Annotated in this window: 12 protein-coding genes; 1 reads left to right on the top strand and 11 read right to left on the bottom strand. The window is 66.8% G+C overall.

Annotation, left to right across the window (positions count from 1 at the left end):
* Nucleotides 1–6: 6 nt before the first annotated feature.
* Entirely contained in the window at nucleotides 7–1,458 is a 1,452-nt protein-coding gene (locus ACFPOE_RS23460; RefSeq protein WP_376852767.1) for a hypothetical protein, read from the top strand.
* A gap of 31 nt (nucleotides 1,459–1,489) precedes the next feature.
* On the opposite strand, the gene ACFPOE_RS23455 is transcribed toward ACFPOE_RS23460, so the two are convergent.
* The 11 genes from ACFPOE_RS23455 to ACFPOE_RS23405 form a co-directional block, all read right to left on the bottom strand.
* Nucleotides 1,490–2,281 carry a sterol desaturase family protein gene (locus ACFPOE_RS23455; protein ID WP_376852766.1) on the bottom strand — a complete coding sequence of 264 codons (792 nt, stop codon included), beginning with the start codon at nucleotides 2,279–2,281 and terminating at the stop codon, nucleotides 1,490–1,492.
* Nucleotides 2,282–2,379: 98 nt separating this feature from the next.
* Complete coding sequence (locus tag ACFPOE_RS23450; RefSeq protein ID WP_376852765.1) at nucleotides 2,380–3,273, bottom strand: lysophospholipid acyltransferase family protein; 894 nt, start codon at nucleotides 3,271–3,273, stop codon at nucleotides 2,380–2,382.
* 10 nt (nucleotides 3,274–3,283) lie between these two features.
* Nucleotides 3,284–4,525: an ABC transporter ATP-binding protein gene (locus ACFPOE_RS23445; protein ID WP_376852764.1), complete on the bottom strand. Its 1,242-nt coding sequence runs from the start codon at nucleotides 4,523–4,525 to the stop codon at nucleotides 3,284–3,286.
* The gene (locus ACFPOE_RS23440) at nucleotides 4,522–5,322 is read right to left on the bottom strand and encodes an ABC transporter permease (RefSeq protein ID WP_376852763.1); all 801 of its coding nucleotides are present in this window, start codon (nucleotides 5,320–5,322) and stop codon (nucleotides 4,522–4,524) included. The genes ACFPOE_RS23445 and ACFPOE_RS23440 overlap by 4 nt, the downstream gene beginning before the upstream one ends.
* Before the next feature lie 58 nt (nucleotides 5,323–5,380).
* Nucleotides 5,381–6,235, bottom strand: a complete 855-nt coding sequence (locus ACFPOE_RS23435) for a peptidylprolyl isomerase (protein WP_376852762.1) — start codon at nucleotides 6,233–6,235, stop codon at nucleotides 5,381–5,383.
* A 111-nt stretch (nucleotides 6,236–6,346) separates the two neighbouring features.
* Nucleotides 6,347–8,044 carry a cell surface protein gene (locus ACFPOE_RS23430; protein WP_376852761.1) on the bottom strand — a complete coding sequence of 566 codons (1,698 nt, stop codon included), beginning with the start codon at nucleotides 8,042–8,044 and terminating at the stop codon, nucleotides 6,347–6,349.
* Nucleotides 8,045–8,227: 183 nt separating this feature from the next.
* On the bottom strand, nucleotides 8,228–8,653 hold the full coding sequence (locus ACFPOE_RS23425) for a hypothetical protein (RefSeq protein ID WP_376852760.1): 426 nt from the start codon (nucleotides 8,651–8,653) through the stop codon (nucleotides 8,228–8,230).
* A gap of 19 nt (nucleotides 8,654–8,672) precedes the next feature.
* Nucleotides 8,673–10,823, bottom strand: a complete 2,151-nt coding sequence (gspD, locus tag ACFPOE_RS23420) for a type II secretion system secretin GspD (RefSeq protein ID WP_376852759.1) — start codon at nucleotides 10,821–10,823, stop codon at nucleotides 8,673–8,675.
* 134 nt (nucleotides 10,824–10,957) lie between these two features.
* Entirely contained in the window at nucleotides 10,958–11,623 is a 666-nt protein-coding gene (locus tag ACFPOE_RS23415) for a hypothetical protein (protein ID WP_376852758.1), read from the bottom strand.
* Nucleotides 11,620–12,168 carry a type II secretion system protein GspM gene (gspM, locus tag ACFPOE_RS23410; protein ID WP_376852757.1) on the bottom strand — a complete coding sequence of 183 codons (549 nt, stop codon included), beginning with the start codon at nucleotides 12,166–12,168 and terminating at the stop codon, nucleotides 11,620–11,622. Before gspM ends, ACFPOE_RS23415 begins: the two co-directional genes overlap by 4 nt.
* Nucleotides 12,165–13,415, bottom strand: coding sequence for a PilN domain-containing protein (locus tag ACFPOE_RS23405; protein ID WP_376852756.1), 1,251 nt, complete (start codon nucleotides 13,413–13,415; stop codon nucleotides 12,165–12,167). The genes gspM and ACFPOE_RS23405 overlap by 4 nt, the downstream gene beginning before the upstream one ends.
* Between the last annotated feature and the right edge of the window lies 1 nt (nucleotide 13,416).

Below are 13,416 nucleotides of genomic sequence, written 5' to 3'. Positions count from 1 at the left end.
ATGCTCGTGCACCGTCCGCTCTCGTCCGTCCGACTGGCTGAATTCATCGACAGGCACCAGGCGACGCTCGCCTGCGTGATCGCCACCCTGTTTCTGCTGGCGCTGCACTACGACTACAACTTCACCAGGTTCCATTACGACTCCGACCATTACTGGGCATTGGCCACGTTCGAAAATCTCCGCACGGAGCGCAGCATCCGGGGCTATTTCTTTCCGGCGCTGCTGACTCCGCTCCACTATCTCACCACCGTCACCGGCTACCCGTTGCTGACTTACCGCGCCGGGATGTCGTTGACCTACGGAGTGCTGTTGACGACACTGCTGCCGGCTGCGTTCAGGCAGGCCTTCGGCGGCAGGCTCTCCGTGCTGCGCCGGCTGGTGCCGGTCGTGCTGCTGGCGATCCTGTTTCCCGGCATGCTGCTTTATCCGCTGAGCGACCTGCCCGCGGTGCTGCTGGCTTTCACGGCACTGATGTGCGCCTTGCGCGGCCTGGCGGCCACCGGATCGCGCAAGCGGTTCATCGGCATGCTGTTTGCAGCCGGCATCCTGATGGGGGCGGCCTACAACACCCGGACGATCTATCTGTTCGGGGGAGTCCCGCTCGGCCTGCTGACCGTATTGACGATCCGCGGCGCCTGGGCCAAGGCGCCTTTTCCCCGCTGGGTCGGACTGGCCGCTTTCGCAGCAGGCGTCTTGCTCGTCTCGCTGCCGCAAGCGGCCATCAACAAGTACACCCACGGTGTCAACAGCCTGGCTGTGCAGAGCGACATCGACAACAAGAGCCTGTTCGCCACCCAGCTGGTCAGGGGCATGACGCTGCAGCGGTATGAAACCACGCTGTATGCCGACGCGCTGAGTTCGCACGCCTATTACTTCGACCCGGCCGGGGCGAAATTGTTCAGGGACACCATGGACGGCGGCGACCTGTTCTCGCTGCGGTATTACCTCAAGGTCGTGGTGCTGCACCCGCTCGATTTCCTGGCGCTGTACAGTCGCCATGTGATCAATGGCCTGGACGTCCGCGACGGCCTGGTCTACACGCACAAGCCGTCGCCATTGCGCAACCGCACTGCGCTGTTCAACTTCCTGGTCCTTGCGTTGGCTGCGTGGGTGGCTGTGTCGGTCCGCGCACGCACGGTTCAGCCGGGCGACAGCGGCTGGCGGGCGGTTCCGGCTTCATGGCCCATTTCACTGGCGCTGGTGGTGTTGCCGGTGCTGGCCATCGTTCCGGGCGGGATCGAGACGCGCTTCTTCCTGCCCCTGCACATGCTCGCGTACTGCGTCATCGCCTTCCACTTCGACGCGCAGCAGCTGCGGCGCGACTTTGCGCTGCATTGGCGCATCCTGCTGGCATCGCTGCTGCTGGCGGCGGGCACATTCTTCGCGGTGACTCTGAGCACGATGGCCACTCACCGGTACGACTGGCCGGAGCCTTACTCGCATCAGATGGCGCAGTAAGTTCGGCTTCCGCGTGCCCGGGGAGCAGGATTCAGCCGGCGTTTCGCGGCGGCAGCGGAAGCAGGTGCTTCAGGTGGTTGGGGGACTGCAGGCCGACCACCCCGGTGACCGGCACCTGGCCCGGTTCCGGAAGCACCTGGGTGCCGAACCATCGGTCGATCACCGGGAAGAAGATCGCGAAGTTCTTGTCGCGATGTTCGGGGGCGAGCGAATGGTGGATGCGGTGGTAGCGGGGCCCCACGAACACCCCATCCAGCGGCCCCAGCCCGAGCCTGGTATTCCAGTGGATAAACAATCCGTACCCGCCCATGAACAGAGCCAGCCAGGGAATGACTCCGCCGATGTTGCCGAACAGGAGCAGCAACGGCACGGCGATGCTGAAATAGCGGAAGGTATCTTCCAGCCAATGGTGGCGGAACGCCGACGAGGCAGACAGATTGACGTCCGCGTGATGGAACTGGTGGAAGCGCCAGAGCAATGCGAACCTGTGCTGCGCCCGGTGCAGCCAGTAGTACAGGAAGTCATAACAGGCGAGATAGACCAGCGCCAACAGCCCGACTTGCCAGGCTCCCCAGTGTTGCGCCCGCCCGTTCAGCAGGTTGAGCGTCAGGTGGGGATCGAGCCGCGAGGCGATGGGCTGCAGCGCCATCGCAGCGACCGCAATGAACACCGGTGCGTAGGCCAGGTTGAATGCCACCGTCGGCCAATGCAGGCGGCGCCCGGGCACCAGGACTTCCAGCACCATCAGCGGCACCAGCACGCTCAACGCCAGGTACATGGCGTGGAAGCTCTGGAAGAAATAGGGATACAGGTAGTCGTACATCGGGGGTCGGGAAGCAGGGGTCCATTGCGCATGGACCGGCACCAGGGGCTGCTTCCGCTCTCCAAAAAGTATATCTGGCCCGCAATGGCCGCGGCGCCTCAGGGGCGGGCGAACACCCGTTCGGCTTCACCCCAGAAATGCCAGGATGGCGGATCCTCCCGGATCGCGCGGTCCAGGTGGCCAAAGACCTGCGCGGCGAGGGTGTCCACGCTGTCATGGACGCCGAGCTGGTGGATGCGAAGGAAGCGCCGGCCGGACGCCGGTTTCAGACCCGTCAGGTACACGGTCACCGGCACCCGCTGGTCCACCGCCAGCCGCAACAGCCCGCGCGGCACCCGAGCGGTCATCCCGAGCAGCTCGACCTCCTGGCTGGCGCTGACCAGGTCAGCGGGGACGTCCACCGCCGCGACAACCTGTTCGCCGCGACGCAGCGCCTGCAGCACCGGGCGCAGGCTGGACGAGATATCCAGGGTGGGGCACCCGAGGGCCCGCGCGACCTCCGCGGTGCGCGCGCGCGCGTAGGCGAGCAGGACGCGCCGGCCGGCGAACTGCGCGCCGTCCAGCGGAGCGACCAGCGCATGGGCGCGCAGGCCCGACGCCCGGGCATGGCGCAGCCCCCACATGCCGGCGCCCCAGTGGAAGGTGAAGATGATGCCGGGCTGGCCGGGCGGCAGCCAGCTGCCCTCGACGTCCATATGGCGCGCCATCCACCGGTCGGAGCGTGTCCGCGCGAGGTACAGGTCGGCATGGTCGACGAGCGTCACCAGTCGGCGCACGCGCGTCCAGTGGGCGGCGTCGCCCACCCAGCCGCGGCTGTGGGCCTGCGCCAGTGCGCTTCGTCCGGCGTCGGAATACGGCCGCGCGACCTCGGCGAGCCGCCGCAACAGCCTGAATCCGATCGACCACGGCAGCAGGGATGCAATGCCCGGAAGCAGCACCAGCTCGGCGAGATCGCGCGCTTCGGTGCGCAGGCGGCCTAGTGCTGCACTCACGCAACCGGCCTCAGTCCCAGCGGTGCGGCAGCTGCAGCAGCCCGGGCACCAGGCTGGGAACTTCCCATGCGAAGAAGGTGCAGTGGTGCCACTCGTCGTAGATCACCAGGCCCTTCGAATCCGCGAGGTAGGCGCTGAGCACGAATTCGCCGGAGTGCAGCGGCAGGTCGGGGAAGGTGACGGTGGCCCGCCAGAGGCCGTCGGCGCCGCGGATCGGCGCCGTACGGTCGGCATGGGTGGCGGCCACGGTGATCCCGACGCCATGCGATTGTTCGAGCATCACGCCCATGTGCGGCTGTTCGCCCTCGGCCAGCTGGGCGACGATCTCCACCTTCAGGTCGGGCCCTGCGAGCAGTGGCGGCTGGCCGGCGCCCAGCCCCGCCACGTTGACCGACAGGATGGCGCCGCGGCGTTCGGACGCCAGCGCAGCGGGACGTTGCTGCGCGTCTGCACCGTCGCCTGCCGTTTCCAGCGTCCCGGCCGGCTTCACGTTCCCGATCTGGTTCTGTTCCCGCACGTGCGATTCATAACCGGCCAGGACGCGCTCGGTCGGGCCCCAGGCACGCTGCTTGCCGCCGTCGAGCCACAGGGCGGCGTCGCAAAGCTGCCGCACGTGGTAGAGGCTGTGCGAGCAGAACAGGATGGTGCAGCCGTTTTCGCGGAACGCCTCGATGCGCTCGACGCACTTCTTCTGGAAGTGCTGGTCGCCGACCGCCAGCGCCTCGTCCACGATCAGGACGTCGGGCTCCACCGCCGTCACCAGGGCGAACGCGAGGCGCACCACCATGCCGGAGGAGTAGGTCTTGACCGGGCGGTCGATGGCCTCCCCCAGCTCCGAGAACTCGATGATCGAGTCCTGCAGTTGCTTCATCTGTGCCTGCCCGATGCCGATCAGGCTGCCGCCGAAGAACAGGTTGTCGCGGCCGCTGAACTCCGGGTGGAAACCGGCGCCCAGTTCCAGGATCGCGGTCACGCGTCCGGCCTGGGTGAGCGAGCCGGCGGTCGGCTTGAGCGTCCCGGCAATCAGCTTGAGCAACGTGCTCTTGCCGGCGCCGTTGTCGCCGATCACGCCGAGGCACTGCCCCCTGCGCAACTCGAACGAGACGTCGCGCAGGGCCCACTGGCTGCGATGCGAGGCCTTGCCCGTGAGCAGGGATGCCAGGCGCTGCCGCGGCGAGTCGTAGAGCCTGTATTCCTTGCCGAGGCCCTCGGCCCGCAGCACGAGCCCGGCCTGGTGCGTGACGCCGTTCACAGCCAGTCCGCCAGCTGGTCGCGGCTGCGGCTGACCACCACCGCAAGCGCGGCAGTCAACATCAGGATCCAGCCTGCGGTCACGACCCACACCGTCCAGTCGGGCCATGCGCCCTGCAGCAGGATCGATTGGTAGCCCATCACCGGAGCCGACATCGGGTTGAACCAGAGCACCCAGCGCCAAGGCTGCGGGAACATCGTCGCCGGAAAAAGCACCGGCGACAGGAAGATGCCCACCGAGAAGAGGAAGGCGACGACCTGGATGGTGTCGCGCATGGCCGCGGCAAACAGCGCGAGCAGGTAACCCAGCACCAGCGACAGCAGCAGCTGCATTCCCACCAGCGGCACGATGGCCACGAAGGCCAGGCTGAACCGGTGCATCGGCGCGTAGGCGAGCGCCAGGCCGAGGATGATCGGCGCGTAGATGACCGTGCTGGCCAGTGCGCTGCGCACGGGAAACAGGACGGCGGGCAGCGGGCTCTTCTGCAGCATGCTGCCGGCGTCGACCAAGCTGTTCATCGCGCGGCTGACGGTGTCGCAGAAGGCCATCCACGGCAAGGCGCCGACGACGAGAAACGCACCGACCTTCTTCGTCGGCGCGTTGTCGCCCAGGCGCATGGCGAAGACGACATCGAACACCAGGTAATACGCAGCCACCATCAACAGCGGCTGCGCGTAAGACCACAGCCACCCGCCCGCCGAACCGGCGTTGCGGGCGACGATTTCGCGTCGCGTCATCACCCAGACCAGCGAGCGGGCGCGCCACGCGGCCCGCGCTTCTTCGGCAAGGGGTGTCATTGGGATTCCTGGCAGCACGGCGCGCTGCGTCGCTGCAGCGCCCGTGCCATGCTGGCGGCTACTTGCTGTTCGAAGCCGCGAAGGCGCTGATCGCGTCCTTGTCGACCTTGACCAGATCCTGCACCTTCTGGACTTCGGCCACCCGGGCGTCGCTCAGGATCTTGGTTTCGACCTCTCGCTGCAACGCGGCCTTCACCTCGTCGTAGGGCCGGATGCCGGCGGGGCGGCGGCCTTCGAGCTTGATGATGTGATAGCCGAACTGGGTTTCCACCACGCCGCTCATGTCACCGGGCTTTTCCAGCTTGTCCAGTGCCTTTTCGAACGGAGCCACCATGGTGTTCTTGGGGAAGGAACCGACCGAACCGCCGTTGACGGCACTGCCGGGGTCTTCGGATTTCTCGCGTGCCAGGGACGCGAAGTCCGCACCGGCCTTGAGTTGCGCCAGGATCGCTTCGGCCTTGGCCTTGGCATCGGGCGTTTCCATCTTGATCAGGATGTGGCGGGCCGTGGTCTCCGCCGGCGCGCGGAAGCGCTCCGGGTTGGCCTTGTAATTGGCCAGTGCCAGGCGTTCCACCGTTTCAGGCTTGGGCTTGGCGGCGGCATCGATCTTGGCAATCAGGGCATCGGACAGAACCTTGTCGCGGGCAATGTGCAGCGCGGCCATCACGGCGGGGTCCTTGGCAATGCCTGCTGCTTCTGCATTCAGGGCCAGTTGACGCCGGATCACCAGGTTGTTGGCGATCTGCAGGACGTTCTCGGGCTTGGACAGGTTGGCTTTTTGAACTTCGACAGGGAACCGAAGGGCATCGCCCTTGATGTCCATGGTCGTGATCTTGGCGTCCTTCGTTTCGGCGAGGACAGCGTCCGCAGCCAGGACCTGGGCGGAGGCAAAGGAAGCAAGTGCGGCCAGCATCAGGCTGGACGCGACGGAAGTGAATTTCATCTCTAGGGCCATCAATACGCTTTGGAAAAAGAGAAAAGGCGGGGTAAACCCCGCCTTTTCAAACTACGCTAACCAATCAGATCAAGGCACCAGCGGACGCTGGTAACGGTGTTCCCAGCTGCCGCCGAAGTTGGTCGTGAAACCAGCTTGCACGGCGTTGTTGCGCGCGGTGACATAAGCCTTGCCCAGGATGGGCAGGCCGTTGCCGCCAACGTTCGGAGCCGCACCGGTCGTCAGACCAGGCGTGTTGACCTGAGCCCAACCAACGGTGACGTTGTTCGGAACGGTCGTGTTGGCCGACGAGATTTCAGCACCCAGGACGGACGCGCCGAACGGGGAGTTGAAGGTCAGCACGTTGGTTTCGCCGCACAGGGCGAACTGCGGTGCCGGCGGGTTCGGGGAGATCACGAAGCTGCTACCGACGAAGGTACCTTCTTCACGATCGTAGAACACCGTCGATTGCGTGGTGACGCAGATCTGGGGCATGCCCGTGGTGGAGCTCAGTGCAACCGGCGAGTTCGTCGAATCGAAGTAGTCGCGATTGATGAACTTCGTGAAGGCGCGCTGGGCGTTGGTCACACCAGCGGCGGTCGCCGGACGGTAGTCCAGTGCAACGCTGTAACGACGCGTCGGCAGCGAGAACACCCAGTCCGTGTTGGCGGCAATCACCGGGTCCGTGATGAACTCGTTGATCACGTTCATCACAGCCAGCGAACGCGTCAGAGCTTCAGCTTGGTTGATCGGATCGGCAGCGACGGGCGGGTAAGCGGCCAGCAGCAGGTACGGGGTCGACAGGTCAGGCAGGTCGAACTGGGAAGCAGCGATGATCGGAACCGTGCCGCCGGCGTATGCGCCGCCAGAACCGTTCTGCACGCCGGTGGCGCCGCCTGCGACAGTGCGCAGGGCCGGGTCAGCCGTGAAGCTGTCCGGGGTGGTAGCACCGCCAGCAACCTGCGGGAAGAACACGATGTTGCCGCGGCCGTTAGCGCCGTTCACACCGACGGTGGCAGCGATCGACACAGCTTCACCGGTCTCGGCGCCGGACTTCGGCACGTTGATGATGGTGAAGTTGGCGAACAGGCCGGTCGACGGCGAGCGGAAGCCATCGGCATACGCTGCAGCCAGGGTGGCCGGATCGGTTGCCAGCGCGTTGATTGCAGCGGAGCTGCAGCCAGGCGGCGTGCCGTTGACGTGCTTGATGGCCGTGTACAGCGGGTTCGCCGTTGCCGAGGAGCTGCCGTCAGCATTCGGGGTCGTCGGCGGGATGTCCGCCATGTTGAAGATCTCGATGTAGCCTTCGCGGGTCTGCTGCGCCTTCTGGGCGGCCGTCAGGAAGCTGGGCAGGCGAGCCGTCACGAACGGGGTGCCGTTGATCGTGTTCGGGATCGTGCAGCTCTTGTCGACCGTGGCCAGCGTGGCCGTGCCGTCAGCGGCCTTGGTCAGCGTGGTGGCCCACATGTCGCCAGGCGACAGGTACAGCTGGAAGTCAAACACGTCGTCCGAGTTGGAAGCGCCGCGGAAGCGGATCTTGACGGCCTTGCCGTTCACCAGGTCGGTATTGACGATGTTGAACAGGGTGGCATTGCCGCCCTGAACGTTGTAATACGGGATGATGAGCTGATGACCGATACCACCGTTCTGCACCGTTTCAGCGGTGGCATTGGTGGGGGTGGTCGTGGCGACACCGTTGTCAGCGAACACGGCAGCAGATGCGCCGCCGGCCAAGCCGAGACCGGCAACCAGCGTGGCCACGCTCATTGCAATCAGATTCTTCCTCATTAGACACTCCATAGATAAGTTGGTTAGCGCAACTACTTGTGAAATTGATTACGCCGGGAAATCGTAGCATAGGCCTACAGGCGAAACCACTTTCCTTTTCTTGCCAAGTCTGACGTGTTGACTAAATCCAACACATCGGCCGCGATTGTATGGGCCCGACGCCCTCATAGCCAATGGTATTTTTCAGGGTGTGGGGAAAAGCCACCACTGGCCGTCTTCCCGCAGCCAGGTTTCGTCGATGTACGTGGTGAAGGGGGGAACAGCACGGCGTCCCAGCAAGAGGTTGGGCTGCGCCACCACCTTGGCGTTCACGACGCATTTGTCCGTGGTTTCGCACACCACCGTGGCGACCTCGGCCGACTTGACCACGACAGCGCTGCCGAAGCCCTTCTTGAACGTCTCCAGCGAGGTGCCGCCTCGGTACGAAGGCGTGGTGAAGCCGTAGCTCTTGTCCAGGTCGCCGGCGATTCTCGCCTGCCACTGCTGCGTGGCACGTTCCCGGACGACCTGTTCGGGACCGCTGGGCTTGGTGGCGCATCCGGCCAGGGCGACGGCAGCCACCAGGGCGGCTGCGTAGCGGGCAACGACAGGGGAAATTACAAATGGCATGGAAACTCCGCTTAAAAAGTCAGGGGATGGAATTGGGCCCGCCGGCATTGGGATCGGCGGGCAACGGAATGGCCGGCGCAGCGCCCGCGGGAGCGAGCGCGCCGAAGGGCTTGTAACCGGTGAAACTCTTCATGCGATCGCGCATTTCGGCGCTGACGTCGCGCGCGTCGTCGTCCGAGCGCACGACCTTGGGCGTGATGATGACCAGCAGCTCGGTGCGCTGGCCGTTCGAATTCTTCGTTCCGAACAATCCCCCCAGGATCGGAATCTCGTGGAGCAAGGGGATGCCCGAGGAACCGGTGGTCGAGTTGTCGCGGATCAGCCCGCCCAGGACCAGGGTTTCGCCCGAGCGCACCGCCACCTTGCTGTTGATCTGCCGCTGCAGGAAGGCGCGCTGGCCGGTGGCGGTGTCGATCTGGCCCACGTCCGTCACCGCCTGGTTGATCGTCATCGTGACCATGTTCCCGGAGTTCACCGAGGGCGTGACGGCCAGGGCGACGCCCGTGTCCTTGTAGACGATGCTGTTGGAGATCACGCCGCCGGTCGTGATGGTCTGGCCCGACTGCACGGGTTGCTGGTTGCCCACCACGATCTGCGCCGTGTGGTTGTCCATCACCATCAGCGACGGGCTGGAGATCACCTTGACCAGCGATTTGTCCGCCAGTGCGTTCAGCACGGCGCGCACGTTGCCCGCCGAATTGCGCAGCGTATAGGAGAAGCCTGCCAGCGGTCCGCCGAGCACTCCGCCGGCCAGGCTGCTCAGCACGCTGGTGCCCACCTTGCCGTTGGATTGCGCGTCGTTGAAGGTCCATTGCAGGCCGTACTGGAGGTCGTCGGTCAGGGTGACCTCGACGATGCTCGCCTCGATCAGCACCTGCGTCGGGGGCAGGTCCAGGCGCCGCAGGGCCGATTCGATCTTCGCGAATTCGAGCGCGGTGCCATAGACCAGGACCGAGTTGTTGACCTCGTCGGCCACGACCCGGATGCTTCCCAGCCGCAAGGGCGTGGCGCTGGGAGCAGGCGCCTGGGCGCCCGCGGCCTGCCCGGCCTGCAGCACGGCGCTGATGCCGCCGGCGCCCGACGGAATCCCCATGCCGCCGCCGCCGCTGCCGAAGGTCGACGCGCTGGCCGAATTCAGTCCGGGAGCGACGCCCGTTGCCGTGGGCGACCTGACCTCGCCCGAGCCGAAGATGCCGTTGAGGACTTCCGCCAGATGGCGCGCCGACCCGTTCTGGACCGGATACACGTGCAGCACCTGCTCGGAGAGGTTCAGGCCCGGGCGGTCGAGCCGTTCGATCCAGCGCCTGGCATCTTCCAGGTAGGCAGCCTTGGGCGTGACGACCAGGATGCTGTTCAAGCGTTCGATCGGCATGATCCGCAGCGCACCGAAGAACGGGTTCTCCGCCAGGGCCGCAGCGGCGTCGGCGGGGCTGCCCGGCGGGGTCGGCGCGCCCGTCGCGGCGGGCCGGCCGCCGGAGGACAGCATGCGCATCGCAGCTTCGACCTCCTGAACCGATGCGTATTTCAAGGGAAACAGTCCGACCGACATCCCCTTGAGCAGGTCGACGTCGAACGTCGACACGATGCTCAGCCAGCCCTCGGCCTGCGTTCGCGTTCCGGCCAGCACCAGCAGGTTGCGCACGGTATCGACGCGCAGCAGCGATTCGGGCGGCAGCATCGGCCGCAGGATGGTGGCCATTTCGGCGGCACCGATGTACTTCAGCGGCACGATGACGGCACCGAAGCCGGGCTGCAGCGGCCCGTTTCCCGCCTGGCGCGGCGCGGACACGAAGCCGCGCAGCGCTTCCGGGCGGCCCACGTGGTACGTGCCGCGGCTGTCCTGCGCCATCACCAGCCCATTGGCGAGCAATGCGCTCTCCAGCAGGTAAGCCGCGTCGTCGGGGCTGATGTCGCCCTTGGTTGCCAGCGTCACGGTGCCCGTCACCGGCGGGTGGATCATGTAGTCCACCTTCAGGATGTCGCGCAGGATGATGTGCACCACGTCCAGCAGCGGTGCGTCTTCGAAGCGGAAGGTGTTCGGCGTTCCCGTCAGGGGCACGGCCGCCGGCGCCGGAGCGACGACGCGGTCGGTTCCGCGGATGATCCGCACCCCGTTGATCGGCTGCGGATTCGGCTTGTCGACGGTGGGCACGGGGCTGACCGTGTTCAAGCTGCTCCCGGGCACGACGGTTGCTTCGCCTTGGGCGGCCGCGAGGCTGCAAGCGGCCAGCGCGACGAGGGAGAGTGCAAAGCGTGATTTGTTCATTGTTTTGTGCAGATAGGATGCCCGTGGCGCCTGAGAGTTCATCTTGAACCGCCGATGACGAAGGGATTCGCAGGCGCGGAGGCGCCCGGCTTGGGCGCGGCGCCGGCCGGTGCCTTGGGCGCCGGCGCAGCAGATGGGGCCGCCGGAGCCGGCGCCGGAGCAGCGCTGGGCCACACAGGCGCAGAAAAGGCCGGCCGGGGCGCAGCGCCTGCCGCGCCCTGGCTGGCCTGCATCAGGGGCACGACCCGGGTCTCGGCTCCCTTGGCAAACACGACGTCGCGCGGCCTGATTTCCTTCAGGCTCCAGTCGCCGACGGCCTCGGACACCTTGATCCTGCGGGTCTTGCCTTCCACCCTGGCGATCACTCCGCCGCTGCCGCCGCCGCTGAACAGGCCGTACAGATGGATGCCATCGAGCGGGTCGGCCCGCACCGGAACCACCGCCTTGGGCGGCGGCGGTGGCGGCGGCGGCCGCCGCGACGGCGAGAACACGGGCCGATCGAGAATCGCCATGTACCGGCCCACGTCGGCGTCGTCGCGCCCGATCGAGGTTGCCGACAGGCTGCCCAGGTCGGGGCGGATCGCGGCGGGCGCCTGCCAGTGGATGCCGCGCAGGCTGCCATCCGGCCCGATCCACAGCCAGATCAGCAGGCCGGCGAGCGCGGTGGAAACGAGCAGCAGCGCGAAGGTCAGCCTGCGGTTCATTTGCGGCTCCGCAGGACGAACAGGTTCGCCTGCAACGACAGCCGCTGCGGACCGTCCTTGGGCATTCCGATGGTCTGGATCGTGAAGCTCTCGATGAACAGCGACGGCGACAGGCTGGGCAACACCGTCAGCGCGCTTTGCAGCGCGGGCAGTTCGCCTTCCATCCGCAGCATCAGCGGAATGCGATCGAAGCCGTCCACTTCCTTGGCCGCCAGCACCTGCGTCGTCGACACGTCGAGGCCGGCGCGCGACATCGTTTCACGCGCCCTTTGCAGCGCGTCGCTGCCGGCGCGGGCGACGTCCTGCCCGAGCGGGTAAGCATGGCGGGCCAGGAACGCGCGCCGTTGCGCCAGCGCGGTGTCGAGGGCCGGGCCGCTCTCGCCGAGGCCCACCAGGCGGGCATAACGGGGCTCGAGTTCGGCCAGGCGCTCCTGCGCCCACACATGGCGTGAGTACACATATGCACCCAGGCCGCCGATGAAGACCACGAAGCCGAAGGCCAGCGCGAGCGCGCTGCGCTGGGCCGGGGCAATGTTCCACCTCATCGCGAACCCCCGATCACGAAGGGCGAGGAACCGCTGGCAGGCTTGGCCGGCAACGGCGCCTTGGGCGCGGCAACCGGCGCCGCAGCGACGGCGGGCGCTGCCACTGCTGCGGATGCCGCCGGCGCCGCCGGGACAGCGACCGGCGCCGAAGCCGCCGTCGAGGCGCCGGCGGCGGGCGGCAATGCGTTTGCCACCAGCGCCGCGCCGTTCGCCGCAACGGGCTTGGGCTCCATGGTGAATTCGATGACGAACGCTTCCTTGGCGGCACCGGGCAGCCGCGTCACTGCGGTCGGCGCCTTCACATTCTTGAGCATCGGGTCGGAGCTGAGCTTCTGCAGCACCGCCGACGCATCCACCGTATGGCCCGATGCGGTGATCTTGTTCTTCTGGATGTCCAGGCTGTACAGATAGGTGTCGTCGGGCAGCACGCGGGTCAGGTACTCCATCACCGCGGCCGGATCGACCCGCTCGGCGGCGAGCTGGTCGAGGGCGCGCGCCTTGTCGTTCAGCGCCGCGAGTTCGTCGCGTTTGCGCACCAGGGGAGCGACCCGGCGCAGCACCGTGTCGAAGGCCTGCACCGCCTCCAGGGCCCGCAACCGCAGCTGGATCGTCGGGGTGATCGCCACCAGCGTCGCCAGGGCCACGGCGACTGCGGCAAGCGCCCAGTTCCAGCGGCGCTCCAGCGAAGCGTCATGCAGGCGATGGACTTCGCCGTACCCCAGGATGACCACGGGCACGCCCTGCGCGGACATCGCCCACACTTCCGGCTGCCTGGCGGCGGCGAGCATCTCGGGCCACCGCTGCTGCATGAATTGCTCGATGTGGCGGCGCGACGCCAGCGCCAGTGAAACGCTCTTCTGGCCGCCTTCCAGCTCGCGCTCCACGCTGCCCCACGCCAGGTCCTCGGCGGCAAAGGGGCTGTTGCTGCGCGCCTCCAGCCGCACCGCTTCGGCGCTGTCTTCCTGCGTCATGCGCGGCAGCAGCAGGTCGCGCCGCAGCACCATCTCTTCCGGCAATTCGACCGCGACGAACTTCGGCGCCTTGCCCGCTGCCCCATCCGGCAGCCGCATTCCGCCCTGCCAGACCGACTCGCTGCCATCGGGATGCCGCAAGGCCACGGCCTGGCCCGGCGCGGCCCATGTCCGCAGCGAACCGGCACGCGCGCGCACGCCGCCCAGCCATGCCGCGAACCGGGCCTGAGCGGAATCGGTGCCGCCTGTGCGCGGGATCGGGGGAGAGTCGGGCATT

This window comes from Caenimonas terrae, from assembly GCF_042655405.1.
Classification (GTDB): Bacteria; Pseudomonadota; Gammaproteobacteria; order Burkholderiales; family Burkholderiaceae_C; genus Ramlibacter; species Ramlibacter terrae_A.
This window is presented reverse-complemented; position numbering and strand designations above follow the sequence as displayed.